General features: G+C 70.1%; 18 protein-coding genes, 1 tRNA gene and 1 other RNA gene. 3 read left to right on the top strand and 17 right to left on the bottom strand.

From position 1 onward, the window contains the following. Window positions 1-5: 5 nt before the first annotated feature. The 6 genes from ACFFCN_RS07985 to ACFFCN_RS07960 all read right to left on the bottom strand — a co-directional run bounded on the left by ACFFCN_RS07985 (window position 6) and on the right by ACFFCN_RS07960 (window position 7,134). Window positions 6-1,307 carry a S8 family serine peptidase gene (locus ACFFCN_RS07985; RefSeq protein WP_375490612.1) on the bottom strand — a complete coding sequence of 434 codons (1,302 nt, stop codon included), beginning with the start codon at window positions 1,305-1,307 and terminating at the stop codon, window positions 6-8. Further along, entirely contained in the window at window positions 1,304-2,266 is a 963-nt protein-coding gene (locus ACFFCN_RS07980) for a hypothetical protein (protein WP_375490611.1), read from the bottom strand. Before ACFFCN_RS07980 ends, ACFFCN_RS07985 begins: the two co-directional genes overlap by 4 nt. Before the next feature lie 5 nt (window positions 2,267-2,271). Then, complete coding sequence (gene recR / locus ACFFCN_RS07975; RefSeq protein ID WP_375490610.1) at window positions 2,272-2,868, bottom strand: recombination mediator RecR; 597 nt, start codon at window positions 2,866-2,868, stop codon at window positions 2,272-2,274. Between the two features lie 6 nt (window positions 2,869-2,874). Then, window positions 2,875-3,183, bottom strand: coding sequence for a YbaB/EbfC family nucleoid-associated protein (locus ACFFCN_RS07970; protein WP_375490619.1), 309 nt, complete (start codon window positions 3,181-3,183; stop codon window positions 2,875-2,877). Window positions 3,184-3,372: 189 nt separating this feature from the next. Next, entirely contained in the window at window positions 3,373-5,010 is a 1,638-nt protein-coding gene (locus tag ACFFCN_RS07965) for an alpha/beta hydrolase (protein WP_375490609.1), read from the bottom strand. A gap of 138 nt (window positions 5,011-5,148) precedes the next feature. Then, window positions 5,149-7,134, bottom strand: coding sequence for a DNA polymerase III subunit gamma and tau (locus tag ACFFCN_RS07960; protein WP_375490608.1), 1,986 nt, complete (start codon window positions 7,132-7,134; stop codon window positions 5,149-5,151). Window positions 7,135-7,896: 762 nt separating this feature from the next. On the opposite strand from ACFFCN_RS07960, the gene ACFFCN_RS07955 reads away from it, so the two are divergent. Beyond that, entirely contained in the window at window positions 7,897-8,238 is a 342-nt protein-coding gene (locus ACFFCN_RS07955; RefSeq protein WP_375490607.1) for a DUF559 domain-containing protein, read from the top strand. An 84-nt stretch (window positions 8,239-8,322) separates the two neighbouring features. Here ACFFCN_RS07955 and ffs read toward each other — a convergent pair. Then, an RNA gene (gene ffs / locus ACFFCN_RS07950) (signal recognition particle sRNA small type) lies at window positions 8,323-8,419 on the bottom strand. A 55-nt stretch (window positions 8,420-8,474) separates the two neighbouring features. Between ffs and ACFFCN_RS07945 the strand changes: the two genes are divergently transcribed. Further along, window positions 8,475-8,562: transfer RNA gene (locus ACFFCN_RS07945), tRNA-Ser, on the top strand. Window positions 8,563-8,612: 50 nt separating this feature from the next. Here the strand turns inward: ACFFCN_RS07945 and ACFFCN_RS07940 are convergent. The 7 genes from ACFFCN_RS07940 to ACFFCN_RS07910 all read right to left on the bottom strand — a co-directional run bounded on the left by ACFFCN_RS07940 (window position 8,613) and on the right by ACFFCN_RS07910 (window position 14,629). After that, window positions 8,613-9,464 (bottom strand): alpha/beta fold hydrolase, encoded by an 852-nt coding sequence (locus ACFFCN_RS07940; protein WP_375490606.1) that lies wholly within the window; start codon window positions 9,462-9,464, stop codon window positions 8,613-8,615. Window positions 9,465-9,482: 18 nt separating this feature from the next. Beyond that, on the bottom strand, window positions 9,483-10,394 hold the full coding sequence (locus tag ACFFCN_RS07935; RefSeq protein ID WP_375490605.1) for an anti-sigma factor RsbA family regulatory protein: 912 nt from the start codon (window positions 10,392-10,394) through the stop codon (window positions 9,483-9,485). 80 nt (window positions 10,395-10,474) lie between these two features. Next, on the bottom strand, window positions 10,475-10,753 hold the full coding sequence (locus tag ACFFCN_RS07930; RefSeq protein WP_375490604.1) for a hypothetical protein: 279 nt from the start codon (window positions 10,751-10,753) through the stop codon (window positions 10,475-10,477). A 76-nt stretch (window positions 10,754-10,829) separates the two neighbouring features. Next, on the bottom strand, window positions 10,830-11,249 hold the full coding sequence (locus ACFFCN_RS07925; RefSeq protein WP_375490603.1) for a response regulator: 420 nt from the start codon (window positions 11,247-11,249) through the stop codon (window positions 10,830-10,832). 22 nt (window positions 11,250-11,271) lie between these two features. Beyond that, the gene (locus tag ACFFCN_RS07920; protein ID WP_375490602.1) at window positions 11,272-12,846 is read right to left on the bottom strand and encodes an ATP-binding protein; all 1,575 of its coding nucleotides are present in this window, start codon (window positions 12,844-12,846) and stop codon (window positions 11,272-11,274) included. After that, on the bottom strand, window positions 12,846-14,024 hold the full coding sequence (locus tag ACFFCN_RS07915; protein WP_375490601.1) for a PP2C family protein-serine/threonine phosphatase: 1,179 nt from the start codon (window positions 14,022-14,024) through the stop codon (window positions 12,846-12,848). Before ACFFCN_RS07915 ends, ACFFCN_RS07920 begins: the two co-directional genes overlap by 1 nt. Window positions 14,025-14,092: 68 nt before the next feature. Then, entirely contained in the window at window positions 14,093-14,629 is a 537-nt protein-coding gene (locus ACFFCN_RS07910) for a MarR family winged helix-turn-helix transcriptional regulator (RefSeq protein ID WP_375490600.1), read from the bottom strand. 84 nt (window positions 14,630-14,713) lie between these two features. Here ACFFCN_RS07910 and ACFFCN_RS07905 point away from each other — a divergent pair, with 84 nt between their 5' ends. After that, window positions 14,714-15,274 carry a YceI family protein gene (locus ACFFCN_RS07905; RefSeq protein ID WP_375490599.1) on the top strand — a complete coding sequence of 187 codons (561 nt, stop codon included), beginning with the start codon at window positions 14,714-14,716 and terminating at the stop codon, window positions 15,272-15,274. A gap of 248 nt (window positions 15,275-15,522) precedes the next feature. Here ACFFCN_RS07905 and ACFFCN_RS07900 read toward each other — a convergent pair whose 3' ends face one another. The 3 genes from ACFFCN_RS07900 to ACFFCN_RS07890 form a co-directional block, all read right to left on the bottom strand. Continuing rightward, the gene (locus tag ACFFCN_RS07900; RefSeq protein ID WP_375490598.1) at window positions 15,523-16,113 is read right to left on the bottom strand and encodes an isochorismatase family protein; all 591 of its coding nucleotides are present in this window, start codon (window positions 16,111-16,113) and stop codon (window positions 15,523-15,525) included. Between the two features lie 91 nt (window positions 16,114-16,204). Continuing rightward, complete coding sequence (locus ACFFCN_RS07895) at window positions 16,205-18,385, bottom strand: putative bifunctional diguanylate cyclase/phosphodiesterase (protein WP_375490597.1); 2,181 nt, start codon at window positions 18,383-18,385, stop codon at window positions 16,205-16,207. 15 nt (window positions 18,386-18,400) lie between these two features. Further along, the gene (locus tag ACFFCN_RS07890) at window positions 18,401-19,552 is read right to left on the bottom strand and encodes an FIST signal transduction protein (protein WP_375490596.1); all 1,152 of its coding nucleotides are present in this window, start codon (window positions 19,550-19,552) and stop codon (window positions 18,401-18,403) included. Between the last annotated feature and the right edge of the window lie 107 nt (window positions 19,553-19,659).

Here is a 19,659-nt window from a genome sequence, read left to right as displayed (position 1 = left end):
CGCCGTCACGCTGCGGGACCGGGCTGACCGGTTCCGCCGTCGTCCCGAGGCTGGCCGGGTCCGGCAGCGCCGACGAACTGACGGCGCCGCGGCGGCCCGACGAGCCCGATCGCGAGCAGCGAAACGAGCAGGATCAGGCCACCGATCGACATCCCGAGACCGATGAGCAGTTCGGTGTCGGCGTTCGACGTCGACCCGACGTGAAATGTGCCCATCGGCAGCTGCTGCGTCGCGCGCCGGGGCGCAGGGCCGAGACCGGAGTGCGCGAGCACTTTCTGCCGTGCGATGAACGGCGCGGCGGCCGCCGCCACCGGGTCGGGCGCGTTCGCCGGCACGTGCGCCGTGACGGCCTGGTTCGTGTCGAGCTTGCCGTAGCCGTACGTGCTGCTCGGGGTCGCGCGCCGGTCGTCCAGCGTCGCGAGCATCCGGGCGACGATCTGGTCACCGGACAGCGCCGGGAACTTCGACCACACCAGGGCGAGCGCGGCGGAGACGATGGCCGTCGCCTGCGAAGTGCCCTTCCCCGAGTAGGCCTGGCCGGCGGTGCGACCGAGCGAGGGGACGGCGACGCCGGGCGCCGTCAGGGTCAGGTACGGCTGGCGGGTGGAGAAGCTCGCGAGCGCGCCGCGCTGGTCCAGTGCGCCGACCGACACGACGCCCAGACAGACGCCGGGCTCCTCGACGACGTTGCGCGACGGGCCGGTGTTGCCGACGGCGGCGACGACGATCGAGCCCTTGCGCAGCGCGTCGTAGATCGCGGCCTGCTCGTCGTCCGGGCACGGTTCGGAGTCGGCGCTCGGCGTGCGTTGGCTGCCCAGCGACATACTGATGATCTTGGCGCCGTGGTCGGCCGCGTACCGGATGGCGCCGGGCAGGTCGTCCGGCCGGTTCTCGTCCGTGGTGCCGTCGAGCGGCACGGCGATCGGCAGGATCCGTGCGTCCGGCGCCATGCCGGTGATGCCGAGCAGGCCGCGCCGCGCGACCATGATCGACGCCATCGCGGTGCCGTGCCCGAACCCGTCGACCTCACGATCGACCTGCCCGTTGCCGTGCTGCCCGAAATCCGTGCCGGACAGCACGCGGCCGCGCAGCTCGGGCAGCGCCGCGTTCACGCCGGTGTCGATCTCGCCGATGGTGATGCCCCGGCCGGTCGCACCCCGCGCGTACAGCGACGTCAGGTGCCAGGTGTCGAACCAGTACTCGGGCGCCGCCGGCGGCCCGGGCGTCGCCTGCGCCTGCCCGGGCGCGACGACGACGCACAGCGCGGCCACCAGCACCGCGTACGCGCACCGCTGTACCCGTCTCATGTGTCGGCCCACACGGTGCGCAGCGGCTCGACGGCATACGCCCGCGCCGACACCGACAGCTGCACCCGGCCGTGGCCGGTCATGGCCTGGTTGGCGAACGTGAGCCGCTGCCATGTGCCGTTGACCGTCACCGTGCCGGAGATCTGCAGAATGCCCGCCGCGTCGTTGGCCACCACCACTTCGAGCGGCGCGCCGCCGGCGACGAGTGTGCCGCGCAGGCTGCCGGGCACGTACCGCTCGCTGGGTTGCGGGCAGATCAGGTCGCCCGGACCGGCCCGCCCGTCGAGGCACGCGACGAGCGCGGCGTGCACCGCCGTCCGTGCCTGCGTCTGCCCCCGGGGGCTGGCGACGACGTCGACGTCGGTCGAGGTCGACGAACCGAACTCGACGTGACCGCTGGTCGGGTCGAGCGCCAGCAGGGGCGTGTCGAAGGACACCGGCAGCGCGCCGGGGAACAGCAGCGACTCGCCGCCGGCCGGCGCCGGGCCGAGCCCGATGATGCGTTGCGCAGCGGTGTCGGTACGCAGTTCGGTCGCGACGGCGACCGACGTCAGTCGCCACACGTCCCCGTGCCGGCGCACGGGCACCGTCGACGTCACGCGCTGCGGACTGCCGGGGAAGTCGAGTTCGTACCGGACGTGCACGCTGGCGGTGCTGCCGTGCCGATCGTCACCTGTCACCGAGAATTTGTGTAACGGCGCCGCATGCTGCTGCCGGGCGAGCACCGGCGAGGTCAGCAGGGTGCGCGGCCCGTCGGGCACCGTGCCGTACGCCAACGCGGCGGGAGCGTCCCCCCGGGCGAGGGCGGCGAAGTAGCTGCGCACGACGCCCTCCGGCCCGGCTTGCGCGTGATAGCCGCGAAAGGCCAGCACGAGGCCGACGACCAACAACGCCACCGCGGCGACGACACCGGCGCCGAGCAGCCTGCCGCCCCGCGCGGTGCGCCGCGCGTCCGCCACGCCTGCTACTCCACGCGGCGGCGGCCGGAGAAGGCACGGCCCAGCGTGACTTCGTCCGCGTACTCCAGGTCACCCCCGACGGGTAGCCCGCTCGCCAGCCGGGTCACGGTGAGGCCCATCTGGTTCAGCAGCCGCGCGAGATAGGTTGCCGTGGCCTCGCCCTCGAGATTCGGGTCGGTGGCGAGGATCAGCTCGGTGACCGCGTCGTCGCGCAGCCGCAGCAGGAGTTCGCGGATGCGCAGGTCGTCCGGGCCGATGCCGTCGATCGGGCTGATCGCGCCGCCGAGCACGTGATAGCGGCCGCGGAACTCGCGGGTGCGCTCGATCGCGACGACGTCCTTGGGCTCCTCGACGACGCAGATGATCGCCGGGTCACGTCGCGGGTCGCTGCAGATGCGGCAGACGTCGGCCTGGGCGACGTTGCCGCAGACCGAGCAGAACTTGACCTCGTTCTTGACGCGCAGCAGCGTGCTCGAGAGCCGCTCGACGTCAGCCGGTTCGGTGGCCAGCAGGTGGAAGGCGATGCGTTGCGCGCTCTTCGGGCCGACACCGGGCAGGCGGCCGAGCTCGTCGATCAGATCCTGGACGGCGCCCTCGTACATCGGTGGTTACAGACCCGGCAGCCCGAGACCGCCGAGGCCACCGGTCACCGGGCCCATCTTCTGCTCGGTGAGTTCGCCGGCCGCGCGGTGGGCGTCACGTACCGCAGCGACGACGAGATCCTGCAGCGTCTCGACGTCGTCCGGGTCGACGGCCTTCGGGTCGATCTCCAGCGCGACGAGTTCACCGCTGCCGGTGAGCGTGGCGCTGACGAGGCCGCCGCCGGCGGTGCCGGTGACCTGCGCTGCCGCGAGTTCGGCCTGCGCGTCAGCCATCTGCTGCTGCATCTTCTGCGCCTGCTTCAGCATCTGCTGCATGTTCGGCTGCCCGCCCGCGCCCCCGAACTGTCCGCCGCGCTGTTGTGCCATGGTGCGTTGCTTCCCGTCGTCCGCCGTGCGTCCCGCCGTCCCGCGGCTCGGTTCAGGGTAACCGTCGCAAGTCAGAGCACGGCCCGGCCACGCGCTGCTGCGTGGCCGGGCCGCCGGGTCTGCGAGCCGGTGCGCCGGTCAGCTGCGCCCGAGCACCGCCGCACGGATCGCCTGCGTCACCGGCGTGCCGGCGGAGCGGGCCTGCAGGGAGTTGTCCGAGACCGTGGGATCGGGCTTCGGCACCGGCGGGCAGACCTTGTCCGACCGGTTGCCCGGCAGCCGCCTCGGGACCGTGCCGTTGGACAGGTAGCGCGCGATGCTGTTGTCGGTGCAGCTGACGCCGGACAGCGAGCCCGCGTGCGTGGTGCCGTTCTTGCCCTCGATCAGCGACGAGTTCGGGAAGACGCGGCGGATGTACAGGCTGCCCTCGTAGGGCGTGGCCGGGTCGTAGGTCTCGTCGATGAGCAGGATGTGCCCGCTCACCCCGCGGTCCGCGACGTGCACCGGCCTGCTGTGCGGGAACTTCCAGTACGCGCACGGGCCGTTGAACCAGGCGTTGTCCCACGTCTCGTAGTCGTACTTGCGGTTGAGCCGCCGGCTGTCGCGGTCGAGCTTCTTCTGGCTACGCGGCCACGCGGCGTCGGTGCATTGCGTGCCCAGGTAGATCGCGTATCCGTTGTCGCCGCCCTTGGTGGTCGGGTTGGCGTCCTTGTACATCGCGATGAGCGGCCCGGCGTTGTGCTTGTGCACCAACTTCGCCCACGCGTCGGCGATGTCCACCCAGTCGTACACGTAGTAACCCGCGTCGAGCACGACGTCGGTGAACTCATCGCCGCCGAGGAAACCGCGCGCCGCGTGCCGGTTGAGCGCGGCCACGGTGGCGAGGTAGCGCGCACGCACGGCCCGGTGCGTGTTCCCCAGGTGGAACACGGTGTGGTACTTCGCGATCCAGTCGAAGTAGATGTTGAACGTCTTCTGGAAGGCGACGTCCTGCGCGAGGTTGCTCTTGTAGAAGACCTGGCGCGGGTCGACGTTGCTGTCCAGCACCATGCGGCGCACCTGGTGTGGGTGCAAGGTGGCATACACCTGGCCGAGGTACGTGCCGTAGGAGAAGCCGTAGTAGTTGATCTGCGACTGGCCGAGCGCCTTGCGGATGCTTTCCATGTCCGCCACGTTGTCCGTCGTCTTCACGTGCCGGAACAGTGCACTGTGCTTGATCTTCGCGCAGTCGGCGGCGTAGCGCTTGGAACGGGTGACCCAGGCACGCAGGATCTTCTTGCTGGTCGGCTTGTACGGCGGCCGGTCGCCGTGGAAGAAGGTGCGGTTGCACGACAGCGACGGCTGGCTGGCGCCGACCCCGCGCGGATCGAAGCCGATCCAGTCGTACGCGTCGCCGGCGTGGTTCGGGACCGCGCTACCCAATGTCGACAGGCCAAGACCCGAGCCGCCCGGACCGCCCGGGTTGACGAGCATGACGCCCTGGTAGTGGCTCGCGGTGTGCTTCACCCGTGACAACGCGATCTTGATTTTCGTGCCGGACGGGTGCGCGTAGTCCATCGGGACGGTGAGCATGGCGCACTGCGCGTTGGCGGCCTGCAGCCGAGCGTCCGAGCAGGAGTGCCAGTGCAACGCCGGCGGTGTGTAACCGGCACGCGCGGAGTCCCGGGCGACGTGCTGTGTCGATCGGGATGCCGACGGCGCGGCGCCCGCGTCTGCCGTGCCGACCATGCCCAACGACAGCGCAGCCACGGCGGCGAGTGCGGCCAACGTTTTCACACGAACTCCTAGGTTGACAGCGAGCCGCGCGAAGTGTGCGGGCGTCGTCGCACACCTTGACCCACTGCGGGCTCGTTGTCCATGGCCTGCGCTGATGTTGCCGCTCGGCGGGGTCAGCCGGTCGGTTGTGCGGCGGGTTCAGCCGTCGAGCGGACGTGCGCCGAGTTCGCTGGTGAGCAGCTTGATCGCCTCGGCCTCCGGGTCAGCCCGCTGCGCCGCAGCGGCGTCGGCGGACGGTTCGAAGTCGCCGTCGTCGCGCGGGTCGGGTTCCGGTTCGCGCGCCGCGGGGGGTGCGGGTGCGCTCGGGGCGCCGCTGCGCGCCGGTGCGCCCGGCGGCGCTGCGGCGCCGTCGACGACGACGCTCCACTCGCCGCCGACGACCTGCGTCAGCGCGGCCCGCAGCGCGCCGGTGTTGCTGTCCTCAGCGCTCATCTTGGCCTGCGCGCCCGGCGCGCTGAGGTGCACCGTCGACCCGTCGACGTCGGTGATCTGCGCGTTGTCCAGCAGCGCCCGGGTGCGCCGGCTCGTCTGCTTGACGACCTCGAGCGTCTCCGGCCACAGGCGGCGCAGCGCGGCGCCGTCCAGGGCAGCGGGGTCCGCCGGATCCGCCGGTGCATCGTGCGCGGGCGGGGTCTGCGTCGACGCCGGCCGGCTCGGCGCGGCCTGGGTGGCGGCCGCCCGCGCGGTGCCCGACTGCACGGTTGCATCGTCCGGCGGAGTCGGCGAGTCGCTCGGCGGCGGGGTGGCGACAACCTGCCGGTCTTGCGCAGGCGTCTCCTGCGCGGGCGGAGCTTCCTGCGCGGACGGCGTCGGCGACGCGGGCGGCGTGGGCGGTGACTGGATCGGTGGCTCGGCCGCGCGCGGTGCAGGCGGCGCTTCCTGCGCGGGCGGCAGCGGTTGCTCGATGGTCTGCCCGGCAGCGCTCATCCGCCGCTCGAGCCGCTCCAGGCGCTGCAGCAGCGCGGCGGCGTCGGCGTGCGCGTCGGGCAACATCATCCGCGCACACAGCAGCTCGAGCACCAGCCGCGGCGACGTCGTACCGCGCATCTCGATCAGCGCGAGATGCACGATCTCGGCGTAGCGGGTCAGCGTGGCCGGACCGAGGCGCAGCACCTGGTCGGCCATCCGCGTCGCCTCGTCACCGGGGACGTCGATCAGCCCGCGCTCCACGGCGTCGGGCACGGCGCCGAGCAGGATCAGGTCGCGGAAGCGCTCCAACAGGTCGACGGAGAACCGGCGCGGGTCGTGACCGGCCTCGGCGACGCGGTCGACCGTGCCGTACACCGCCGCCGCGTCGCCCGCGGCCAGCGCGTCGACCATGTCGTCGAGCAGCGAGGCATCCGTGACGCCGAGCAGGGCAACGGCGCTTGCGTACGTGACGCCGTCCGGGCCGGCCCCGGCGAGCAGTTGATCGAGGATCGACTGCGAGTCACGCGCCGAGCCGCCGCCCGCGCGCACGACGAGCGGCAGCACCGCGGGTTCCACGGTGATCTGTTCCGCGGCGCAGATCGCCTCGAGGTTGGCGCGCATCGCTGCCGGCGGGATCAGCCGGAAGGGGTAGTGGTGCGTGCGCGAGCGGATCGTCGTCAGCACCTTGTCCGGTTCGGTGGTGGCGAAGATGAAGACGAGGAAGTCCGGCGGTTCCTCGACAAGTTTGAGCAGGGCGTTGAAGCCCTGCGTCGTGACCATGTGCGCCTCGTCGATGATGTAGACCTTGTAGCGGTCGCGCACGGGGGCGAAGAACGCGCGCTCACGCAGATCGCGAGCGTCGTCGACACCGCCGTGAGAGGCGGCGTCGATCTCGATGACGTCGATGCTGCCCGGGCCGTTGGGCGCGAGTTCCTTGCACGAGTCGCAGACGCCGCACGGCTCGGGCGTCGGGCCCTGCACGCAATTCAGGCTGCGCGCCAGGATGCGCGCACTGGATGTCTTGCCGCACCCGCGCGGGCCGCTGAACAGGTAGGCGTGGTTGATGCGCTTCGCGGCGAGCGCCTGACGCAGCGGCTCGGTGACGTGGTCCTGCCCGATGACCTCGGCGAACGTCGCGGACCGGTACTTGCGGTACAGCGCAAGGTTGCCCGGATGCGCCTGCCCACCGCTCGTCACCGCGTCGAATCTAGTCACCGCCGCCGACACCCTGCTAGCTGTCCCCGGCCATCCCCGCTCGATGAATCCGCACTGAGCCACGCCCCAGCGAGGTGCAGTGCGGATCGATGTTGGACGGTGAGCTCGTCCACAGCCCGGCGCGCCCATCCACAGCCGAGCAGGTGCGACCGACACTTGCGTGGGCATGCTGCGACGCTGCGCCGATGGACCTCGGCCGCCTCGACGACATCGTCCCGCTGTTGGATCCGACGGCGCTGCCACGCGTGCTCTCGCTGGACGAAGCGCTGGCGCGCGGCTATACCCGCGCGGCGATCGAGCACGCCGTCCGCACTGGCCGGTGGCGACGCGTGTTGCCGCGTACGTACCTGACCTCGGACACCCTCACCTATGCCGACCGACTACGCGCGGTGTTGGCCTTTGCCGGCCCCACAGCTCTTCTGTCCGGCGCGGCCGCACTGACCGATCAGCATCTGCGCTGCGTGCAGCAGCCTGCCGACATCCTTGTCCTCGTGCCCAGGGCCGTCACCGCCCGCTCGCGCCCCGGGGTGCGCGTTCGACGGTGCGCGCAGCTGCCGCGCCGGGCACTCCTACCCGGCCCGCGACGTGCGCCGCTCGAGCGTGCGGTCGCCGACCTTGCGCTCGACCTCACCGACCTGGACGACGTTCGCACACTGGTTGCCGAGTCCGTTCGCCGTCGGGTCTGCACCATCGACGAACTGGCGCTGCGGTACCGCGCAGGGCCCCGACGCGGAAGCGCCCCTGCGGCAGGCGATCGACGAAGTGGGCGGCGGGGCGTGGTCTGGCCCGGAAGCTCGCGCCGCGCTGCTCATGCGGCGTGCCGGACTGCCGGTCTTCGAGCAGAACGCACGCATCGATCTGCCGGGCGGCAGCTTCTTCGTCGTCGACTTCCTGTGGCGCGCTCTGCGCGCCGTCCTGGAGATCGACAGCGACACTCATCATGCGTTGACCGGCGATGCGGATCACACCGCCGAGCGGCACATGATCCTGGAGACGCTGGGGATGAGCGTCATCCATCGCACTCCGCGCTACGTCACGCGCGAGCCTGACGCCTTCGTCGCAACGACCGCCCGCTGGCTGGCCGCCCGGCCGCGAGTCAGGTGATGAATCCTCGCTCCGCCCTGCCAGAGCGATGCGCAGTGAGGGTTGATCACGAACGGGCGACGAGGCACCGGCTCGGTGTGGGCATGCGAGGACCCCCCGCACACCCGCCAGAGCCTGCTTATCCTTGCTGCCTTCCGGCCCTGGGGAGGTTCACAGGGTGAGCGCCGCACGGGGGGTCGGCCGTCGAGTCTACGGGCAGTTCTCGTTGCCGCGCGGCGGGCCGTATCCTGTCCGACGGAGGATTCGCCTAGTGGCCTATGGCGCTCGCCTGGAACGCGGGTTGGGGGAAACCCCTCATGGGTTCAAATCCCATATCCTCCGCCAAGCCGCCAAGGACGGTATGTCTGCCCGGCTGCGGGCGGGCGTCGTCCGCCTCAGGTCGAGGCAACGAACGTGGCGACCTCGGCGGCGAAGCGCTGCGCGTCACGGCGGTGCGGCTCGTGCCCGGCACCGGGGAACACCACGAGCCGGCTACCCGGCAGGTGCTCGTGCGCGGCGTGTGCGTGGGACACCGGGATCACCGGGTCGAGTTCGTTCCACACCAGCAGCGTGGGTACGTGTTCGGCCAGCGTGCGCATTTCGATGAACGAACCGCGCTGACCACCGCGATCGATGACGCCACGCAACGCCGCGAAGAACGCCGCGCGACCCTCGTCCGCACCGAGCGCACGCCGGGCACGACGCAGGTTGGTGAGGTTGTCCGGCGTCAGCCGCAGTGTGCGGTGCAACTCGGGCCGGGCGTACCAACGCACGAGCCGTGGATGCAATGCCAGCCGCAGCACCGTCGGCGCGACGGGCAACGACGCCGCACGTAGCACCGGATGCACCTCGCGCCCGAGGCCGCCGGCCGACACGAGAATGAGCCGCCGTACCCGGTCGGGGAACCGCGCACCGAAGTGCACGGCGATCGCGCCGCCCAGCGAGTGCCCACACAATGTCGCGGCCGGCACGTCGAGCGCATCGAGGAATGCGGCCAGCGACACCGCGAAGTCGTCGAGCAGATAGGTGCCGCGCGGCTTGTCCGACTGCCCGTGCCCGATCAGGTCGATGGCCAGCACACGCAACCCTCGCTCGGCGAGCGCGCCCGCGGCGCGGTCCCAGGTGTCGCTGTCCGAGGCCAGTCCGTGCAGCAGCACGATCGGCTCACCCGCTTGCGGGCCGGCCTCCTGGTAGCTGATGAGGTGCCCGCGGGCACGCACCTGCCGGCGCACGAGCTCGGCGGTCACGTTGACCGAGCGTACAAGTCAGCAGTCGACGAACAGCCGCACGACGGTGCCGGACGTGGTCGAGCGGATCTGCACGAGATCGCACAGGTGATGGGCGAGCCACAGCCCGCGGCCGTTGGCGCGCGCCGGGTCGGGCGCGAGCCGGCCGATGAGCGGATCGGGCAGCCAGCCGCCGTCGCGCACCTCGCACACCGCGGACCGCCCGTCGCACCACAGGCGCAGCGTCGCCCGCCCGTCGGCGTGCCGGATGCTGTTGGTGACGATCTCGTTGACGGCGAGCACGAGGTCGTCGACGCGGTCCGGGGCGACGCCCCAGCCGAGTGCCGCGGACTGCACGACCTCACGCATGCGGCCGAGCTGATGGCCGACGACCTCGACGGTGGTCGCCGCGTCCGGTGCCGGCGGCAGCTGCGAGCCGTAGAGCTTCTGCAGGCGGTACGGCTCGTACTCGTCATTGTCGACCGGCTCACCGCGCAGGACGGGATGGCTGCGGTGCATCTCGGTGATGGCGTCGTCGTCCAACGACTCGGTGTCGTACATGCACACGACCGACATCGCCCAGCCGTGCAACGGCGACGCGTTGAGGACGTTCTCCGCGAGCACAGCTTCGGCACGCGTTGCGCTGCCCTGCGAAGGTTGCGTCGGCTCGGACAGCGCGAGGGTCCGACGGCCGTCACCGGCAAGCATGAAGCTGTGCATCATCGTGAGCAGCCGGCTCGGGTTGCGGCCGTGTTCGTCGGTCGACACGAGTGCAACGCCGTCCGCGTCCGGTCCCAGCGCGTCGCGGACGTCGCCGAGCCGTGCGGGTTCGGCAAGCAGGAGCGGGCGTTCGTCGCGATCAAGAGCGTCGCGGAGCATGGTGACCGCCAATGCCACGAACTGTCCCGTGCCGGCATACGGCACAGCCTCGTGACGAAACGGGTGGTGCATCAGGTGGGAGACCCTTCGGCGGTGGATCGACACACTAGTGCGCCGAAACAGCGCCGCGGGGGCGGCGCGCGGTGCGAGGGTCAGGCAGCGACGCTGCGCTTGCGCGATCGCTTGGCGGTGCTCGGCGCTGCGCTCGAAGACGAACGGTGCGTACGTGCCGCGGCGACGACGTCGTCCGCAAGACCGAGCATCGACAGCAGCGTGCGGCAGTCGTCGGCGTCCTTCGACGCAGCGGCAATGACCCGGACCGCGGATCGCCGCTGCTCGAAGTGCAGCTGATCCTCCGCCTCGATGCGGGCCCGGTCAGTGTCCGAGATGGGGGTGCCGTCCATCGACGTCGACCCGATGCGCGCTGTCATGGCCCCACCATTCCCTGCGCATTTGGCGTTCTAACGAACCGGTAACAGGTGGTGCGGACGGGTGCAAATGTCGCGGTTACTCCTCGCGACGCGGCAGCTGCGCGACGGTCAGGAAGAAGTCGTCGATCTGCTTGATCACCTTGGTGAAGTGGTCGAAGTCGACCGGCTTGGTGACGAAGACGTTGGCATACGAGTCGTACGCGCGCGCGACGTCCTCGTCGGCGCCCGACGTGGTCAGCACGACAACCGGGATCTGCCGCAGGCTGGGGTCGGCCTTGACCTCCGCGAGCACATCGTGCCCACTCTTTCGCGGCAGGTTGAGGTCGAGCAGGATGAGGTCCGGTCGTTCGGCCTCGGCGTAGCCGTTCTCCCGGCGCAGGTACCGCAGGGCCTCGATGCCGTCCGGGACGACGGACAACCGCGACTCGAGCTTGCTGACCTTCAAGGCCTCCTCGGCGATGACGACATCGCCGGGGTCGTCCTCGACCAGCAGCACGCCGAGCGGTCCGCGCGGTGCGTCAGTAACGTGATTGGGCAAACGCCTTGCCTTCCGGAAGGGTGAACCGGAAGGTCGCACCTTGGCCGGACTCTACGTCAGCCAGCCATATCTGTCCTGCGTGGTATTGCACGATCTTGCGGCACAGTGCCAGACCGATCCCGGTGCCGCCGTACTGATCGCGCAGATGCAATCGCTGGAACACTGCGAAGATCTTTTCGGCGTACTCCGGCTCGACGCCGATGCCGTTGTCCGACACCGTGACCGTCCACGTGTGCCGAGCCTCGTCGAGTTCGGCACTGACCCGCACCACGGGCGCGACGTCGTCACGTCGGTACTTCAACGCGTTGCCGACCAGGTTCTCCAGAAGCGAGATCAACAGCGCGCGGTCGCCCCACACCTTCGGTAGCGGCGCGGGCCGTTCGATCACCGCGTCCGGCGGCACGCGCTGCCCGAGGTTGGACAACGCGATGTCCAGCTTGGCGTCGAGATCGATCTCGATGAACTCGTCGGTGTTACGCCCGACTCGCGACAACGAGAGCAGGTCGGTGATCAGCGCCTGCATGCGCTTCGCGCCGTCGACGGCGAAGTCGATGTACTGCCGCGCCCGGTCGTCGAGCTCGGCCCCGTACTGACGTTCGAGCAGCTGGCAGAAGTTGGCGACCTTGCGCAGAGGTTCGGAGAGGTCGTGCGACGCGACGTACGCGAACTGCTGCAGGTCGTCGTTGGAGCGCGTCAGCTCTTCGCTCCGGGCGCGCAGCTCCTCCTGGTTGCGTTCGGCGTCTTGCAGCTGGGTCGCGATCTGCAGCCGCATGGCCTCGACGTCCCTGCCGAGTTCGGTCAGCTCACCGGGACCGTCGGGAACGATCTCGCGCTGGGTTGAGCCCGACGCGAGATTGCGGGTCTGAGCAGCAAGTCGTTCGACGGGTGCGAGCACCCACCGGTTCAGTCCGCGCCACAGCACCAGGCCGGACAACACGACCATCAAAGCGGCCAGCGCGGCGAACACGACGGTCCACCACCCGTCGACGGTGCGCGCCGCGCGGGCCGCCGAGGCGCGGGCGCTCAGCTGAGTCGTCAAGGTCGCCGAGCGCGCGCGGATCCGGTCGAAGTACCGCTTGCTGGTGGGACTCGCCCCGGCGCTGCGGTTCACCCCGCCGCTGGCGATCACCGGCTCGGCGAACTTGGTCCGCCAGACCGCGGCCGCGGCTTCTAGGGCGTCCAGCGACTTGGTGAGCCCTCGGTCGTTCGCGACCAGCCGGTGCAGCCGGGCGACGTCGACGCGCTCCTGCGCCCGATAGGTCGTGTAAGGCTGCAGCGACCGCTGTTGGCGGGTGATCTCGTAGCCACGCACACCTGTCTGCTGGTTCACCAGGTCCGCCAGGATCTGGTTACTGCCGGCCTCGGCCGGCTGCCATCGATTGATGACGTCGTTGCCGGTGCGCACGAACCGCGCGCCGGCGAACACGACGATTGCCACGAAGACGGCCAGCAGGGCGCCGACCGCGGCGAACGCCGTCCCCAACCGCCGACGCAGGAGCCAGCGCCGCTGCGCACCCACAGCAGCGGCATCGCTGCCACCCGACCAGAACTGCATCAACGTTGCGCGCCGACGGTGAGCACGACCACGGCCTTGTCGTCGACCGAGTTGCGCGGGGCCAGTCCGACCAGGTCGGGTAACCAGGCCTCGGCGGGCGCTCCGCTCGCCAGGTGGCGATCGACGGCCGCCACCAGGCCTGGCACGCCGATGCCGTCGCCAGCAGCGTCGAAGTGCGCGTCGAGCAATCCGTCGCTGTAGAGCACAACGGTGGTGCCGGAGTCGACCGGCACGGTGGTCGCCGGCCAGAACGAGCTGTCCGGGGTACGGGTCAGACCGAGCGGTTGCCCGACGCGCACCTCGAGGTAGTCGGTTCGCCCGTGAGCGTTGAGCAGCGGCGCCGGATGGCCCGCGGTGCGCACGGTCATGCCGTCGCTGCCGATCGTGACGCTGCAGACGGTCACGAAGCGCGCGGCTTTGTCGCTCTCGGCCTCGAGCAGCAGCGCCAGGTTCGGCAGCAGTTGTTCGTCGGGCGTGCCGGCGAGCACGAGCGTGCGCCAGGCGACGCGCAGGTGCACGCCGATCGCGGCCTCGTCCGGCCCGTGCCCCATGACGTCACCGATGACGGCGCGCACCCGCCCGCCGGCACCCTCGATGACGTCGTAGAAGTCACCGCCCAGAACCGCGTTGTTGCCGGGGCGGTAGAAGGTCGTGCACGCGACCGCGTCGGTGCGCAGCAACGGCACCGGCAACAGGCCACGCTCCAGACGTGCTTGCTCGCCGGCGGTCAGCGCGTACTCGCGCAGTTGCTGTTGTGCCTCCTGCGCACGCTTGCGCTCGATGGCGTAGCGGATGGAGCGCTCGAGCAGCTCGCCGGTGATCGCGTCCTTGACGAGGTAGTCCTGCGCGCCGGCACTGAGTGCGCCCAGGCCGTCGCGCTCCTGCCGCCCGGTGAGGACGATGACGGCGGTCGTGGGCGCTGCGGCGACCATGGCCTCGACGCCGCTGAACCCGACGGCGTCGGGCAGGCCGAGGTCGAGCAACACGCACGCGGGCGCACCCGACAACGCGACGCGCGCGTCGGCCAGCGTGCGTGCCCAGGTGATCGCCGCATCGGCGACGCCTGCCTCGGCCAGGCACGCCTGCACGAGCACGGCATCGCCGTGATCGTCCTCGACGAGCAGGATCGGGGTGTCGGCCATCCGCACAGAGGAGGCGGCGACCTCGACTGCGGTCACGTCACCTCCTGCAAAAAGAAGCGTGAATCAGGGCTGCACGACTGTACCGAGCACTATCGGCCGCAAACTCATCCGCAAGACCCTTCCGGGGCCTGCGCAGCCATATTCTCAGCACAATCCGGGACGAACTCGGTGATCTCACGCAGCCGGTCCACGACGTGTCGCGACACCGCCGCCCAGCTGTCGACCAATTCGGGCGAGAGTCCGTCGAACAGGTACCGCCGCACCGACTCGACGTGCGCGGGCGCCGCGCGCTCGACTGCTGTGCGTCCTTCGGCGGTCAGCACGATGAACGCACCCCGCCGGTCGGTGCCGCAACCGGAGCGTTCGAGCAGGCCGCGGCGCTCCATCCGGGTGAGCTGGTGCGAGAGCCGGCTCTTCTCCCATTGCAGGGCACGGGCGAGTTCGAGGATGCGCATCCGGCCGCCGGGGTGCTCGCTGAGCTGGACCAACACGGTGAAATCCGGCAGGCTCAGCCCGCCCTGCTCCTGCATGTCACGCGTCAGCTGCGTCATCAGGCGCCCCTGCATGTCGAGGTACGCCCGCCACGCCGCCTGTTCGTGGTCGTCGAGCCATCGCGGTTCGGCGCTTCGCGATGGGCTCATAAATGCACTATACAAGAGCTAGTTGACACATCACCCAATCGTGCTAAGTTCGGTTGAGACGTCAACCAAAACCAGGAGGCATCTATGACCAGCACGCAGACCGACTTCCGCGAGCTCACCGGCACCTACACGATCGACCCCGCGCACAGCCGGTTCGGCTTCGTCGCGCGGCACGCCATGGTGACGAAGGTGCGCGGTGGCTTCAACGAGTTCGAGGGCACCACACACATCGACGGCGACGACCCGAGCAAGTCCGACGTCAACATCACCTTGCAGGTGAAGAGCGTGGACACCCGCAACGAGCAGCGCGACGGGCACCTGCGCACCAACGACTTCTTCGACGTCGAGACCTACCCGACCATTACGTTCCGCTCGACGTCGATCGAGCACGACGGTGGCAACGACTTCCAGGTCACCGGCGACCTCACCATCAAGGACGTCACCAAGTCCGTCACCATTCCGCTGGAGTTCCAGGGCTCGGCGAAGGATCCGTTCGGCAACGACCGCATCGGCTTCGAAGGCTCTCTGCCGGTCGTGCGCAGCGAGTACAACATCGCGTTCAACGCGGCGCTCGAGACAGGCGGCGTGCTGGTCAGTGACAAGGTGACGCTCGAGTTCGAGATCTCCGCCATCAAGAACGCCTGATCTCGCGCTCGGCCGTGCTCTCGGTCGGCTACGCGGGCCGCGAGATCGGTGAGTTCGTCGCCGATCTCGCGGCCCGCGGCTCGAGGTGCTGGTCGACGTGCGGCTGAACGCGATGAGCGCGGCCTCCAACGGAGCGGACGTCGAGCGCGGGCGCCGGACCTAGCGAGCCGCGGCGAGGCGTTGGGGCGCTCTTCGCGATCTTGATGCTACGTGGAGTCATCGCCAGGCGTACACATCAAGATCCGGTGTCAGCGCAGCTCGCAGCCGGCCGCGCGCAACTCGTCGTAGACGTCCTCGACGCCGGTCGGGTCGACAGCGGCGGTCAGGTCGAGCAGCACCGTAGTGGCGAAGCCGTTCTCCCGCGCGCCGAGCGCGGTAGCGCGCACGCAGTGATCGGTGGCCAGGCCGACGACCTCCACACGCTGCACCGCGCGCTCGCGCAGCACCGTGGCCAGCGCCCGGTGCCGGTCGTCGTGGCCCTCGAACGCCGAATACGCGGGCACGCCGTGCCCCTTGCGCACGAACAGATCGACGAGCTGCGTGTCGAGCGCAGGATGCGTGTCCGCGCCCGCTGTGCCCTCGATGCAGTGCGCCGGCCAGGTGTCGGCGAAGTTGGGCTGCTCGCCGGCGTCGACGATGTGCCCGCCGTTGCTGCTGCGCGGCACATGGTCGTCCAGGCTGGCAACGACCACGTCGTACCGGTCGCGGTGCCGGCGCAGGTGGTCGGTGATGCGCCCGGCGACATCACCGCCGCCGTCGACGGCGAGCGAGCCGCCCTCGCAGAAGTCGTTCTGCACGTCGACGACGAGCAACGCCGTCCCGGGTGCTGATGTGGTCACACCGCGAGCTTGCCCGGTATGCGACGTTTCGAGCACGCCACGAGGCGATCGACCCCGCGACAGCGGGCTGCGAGCAACGGGATCCGCCGGCTCAGGCCGCCGGGACGCGACTCCAGGTGCCGGCGGCGATCCGCCGCGCGACCTCCGGCCACTCGGCCGCCGGGACGGGCCGCGCGAAGAGGTAGCCCTGCCCCAGTCCGCAGCCCATTTGCTGGAGCACCGACAGCTGGGTCAGGTTCTCGATGCCTTCGGCGATCGTGCGCATCTTCAACCGGTGACACAACGTCAACAGGCTCTCGACGACGGCGATGTCCTCGTGCGCGTCCGGTCCCAACCCGCTCACGAAACTGCGGTCGATCTTGACGATGTCGACCGGCAGGTGACGTAGATAGGACAACGAGGAATATCCGGTGCCGAAGTCGTCGACGGCGATGTGTACGCCGAGATCTCTGAGCGCGGTGAGGCGTTGCGCAGCGATGTCGCGATCACCGAGCACGCTGGACTCGGTGATCTCCAGCGTCAACGCATCGGCCGGCAGACCCGTGCAGTCGAGCACCTCGCGGATTCGGTCCGGCAGGACCGGATCGACGACCTGGCGCACGGCGACGTTGACCGCCATGCTCAGCGCCGGATCTGCGGATCGCCATTCGGTGGTCTGCGCAGCCGCTGTCCGCATCGCCCAGTCGCCCAGGGTGCAGATCAGGTCGGTCTGCTCGGCGATAGGGATGAATTGGCCGGGTGAGATGGCGCCGCGCAGCGGATGCACCCAGCGCAGGAGCGCCTCGGCGCTGCGCAGTTCGCCGCTCGCCAAGTCGATGATCGGCTGGTATGCGAGCGAGAGCTGCCCAGCGGGCAGCGCATGCGTCAGATCGGTACGCAGGGACAGCTCGTTCTCGACCTCGTCGAGCATCTGCCCCTCGAAGACGGCAAGCCCGCCCCGGCCGGCCCGCTTGGCGCAGTACATGGCGACGTCGGCGTCACTGAGCAGGTTGGCAGCCTCGAGGTGTTTGCTGCTGAGCGCCGCGACACCCACACTCGCGCCGAGCGAGACCGTGCGTCCGGCCACCACGAAATCGTCGTTGAGGGCGTTGATTATCCGTCCGGCGATCACCCGCCCGTCCGGAACGTCGGCGTCGGGCAGGACCACCGCGAACTCGTCACCGCCCAGGCGCGCCGTGAGGTCACCGGAGCGGGTGCAGGCGAGAATCCGCTCCGCAACGAGCGCGAGCAGGTCGTCTCCGGCCTGGTGCCCCAGCGTGTCGTTGACGGCCTTGAACCGGTCCAGATCGATGAACAGCACGCACAGCGGCTCATTCGCGGTCAGCGCAGCCTTGCGCTCGCGCTCGAGCTGTTGCAGCAGCAGCTTGCGGTTGGGCAGGCCGGTGACCGCGTCCCGGTGTGCTTCGCGCACCGCGTCCATCGTGCGCGCGTCTGTCAGCGCAAGGCTCACCTGCTGGGCGAACGCGGCGAGTAGTTCGCCGTACTCGCGCTCGTCCTCCGGCGTGCCGAGAACCCGCGCGACCAGGCAGCCCGTGGCTGCACCGTCCACCACAACCGGGCTCGCGATCAGGCCGCGATGCGGCGCCGCATGTGTGCTCTCCGACTCGGTCATCGCGTATTGCACGGCCTCGAGCATCTCGGGGTCGAGATCATCGACTCCGTAGGACGATGCCGGGATGAGCGCCCCTGGCGCGGCCGGATCGGCGAGCAGCAGGGCCACCGAAACCCCGTTGAGCAGCAACGAAGCGCCCTCGGTGACGGCGTCGAGAAGTTGCTGCAGCGGGTGCCGCGCAGAGATCGCCCGCTGGATGGACAGCAACGTGTTCACCAACCGGTGACGCGCACGCTCGGCGTGCAACGTGCGCAGGTTGTGCCGGACGAGGCCGAGCACCAACGCATAGGCGTGCAGCATCTGCACTTCCTCGGCCGAGCACGCTTCGCCCAATCGGCCGATCACGAGGCGGTCGCCCGATCCGGGCGCGGCGCCTGCCTTGTCCAGGTCTGCACCGGCGAGGTACAGCTCGCCCATGCTGTCGATGACGATGCTCGGCGTCTCCGCGCGGGCCGCCGCGACGAATGCCGGCGGGACGCCGCGGGCGCCGAACCCGATGCTGGCTGCGACCTCGCCGCCGATCACGACGGTCCCGACCTCTGCGTCCAAGGACTCGATGCCCCGTTCCAGGCCTACTCGCAATGCCGCGGGCAGGTCCGGCGGCCTGCTGACGCTGACCAGGAACTCGGTCAGCTGCAGCGTGGACCAGTGAAACGGCATCGTCGATCTGCCGGCTCAGGCCAGCGCCAGCGTGACGACCGTGAAGTGGTGCATGCCGCGCGATCCCTGGGTGCGCGCGATCTCGCCGAATGTGTAGAAACCGCCGAACGGTTTACCGCAGGCCACCTCGGCGAAAGCCGCCTGCTCGGCGGCCAGGTGCTCGCGTCCGAGTCGCAGCTTGCGCGCGCCGCAGTCGAGCACGAGCAGACCGAGCAGCTGCGCATCGCCCAACTCGGCAATTGCCGCGGTCGCGGATTCGTGCGCGGCACCGATCAACGAATCGACGTCGGAGGTCATCGGCCACACCAAAGCGCCCTGCGGAACGTCGGCCAGGCAGTGCACGGAGCCGCGTTCGCGGTCCACCGCGTGCACGACCCGGACGTCCGCGCCCGACCGGCGCGACATGCCCAACGGATTGGCGAAGGCGACCTCGCGGAACTTGTCCGGGTCGTCGAGCAGGGCTCGCGTCTCGCCGATCGCGCGCAGGTAGCAGTCGATCGCGGGTTCGCCGTCGAGCAGCTGCACCTCGCCACCCTCGCTGCTCGTGACCATCATCGGCTCGCCGTGCTTGGACCAGCCGTGGGCGATGCCGATCCCCATCGGCTGGTCCGACCCGAGATCGAGGCCGACGATCGAGTCCGACAGGACCTCTACTCCCGCCCCGGTGCCGTGGAACTGATAGGTCACGGCGTAGTCGAGGTCATCGCCGGTGCAGCCGCCGACGATCGGGACCTCGAGGCCCAGCACCGAGTAGGCGCCACGGACGAGCTCGTGCTGCTCGCGGGTGAGGCCGTCGGCCAGCATGAACATGACGCGGTGCGGGGCCGGTGCACTGCCTGCGGCGTTCAGTGCCGCTGCGACGGCCGCGCCGGCTGCGTGCCGATCGCTGCTTGCCTCACGAACGACGGCTGCGTGCGCGGTGAAGCCCGGTCCGCCCATGGCCAGGACGAGCACACCCGGCGACCAACCGGGCTCGCGCGCGTCGTCGGCGCCTGCGGCCAGCTCACCGTTCGTGCTGCCGCCGACGATGCACGCGTCGTCGGGCACACCGGCACAGACCCTCGCGAACAGTGCTTCGAGGTCATAGCCGGGCGCACAGAACACCAACAGCACGGTGGGCTCACGGCCTGCGAGGGCGCGGTCCAGTGCCTCGGTGGCGGCGGTCACGGCGTCTGGGGCCATGCTGTGGCCAACGCCCAGGAAGCGAGTGTTGATCAACGACACACTCTCTTATCGGCAAGCGGCGGCCGAACCTGAGCCCGCGGACGGCTGGT

Source organism: uncultured Jatrophihabitans sp. (assembly GCF_964246335.1).
Lineage (GTDB): Bacteria > Actinomycetota > Actinomycetes > Mycobacteriales > Jatrophihabitantaceae > Jatrophihabitans.
The sequence above is the reverse complement of the archived record's forward strand: the minus strand, read 5'-3'. Positions and strand labels throughout refer to the sequence as shown.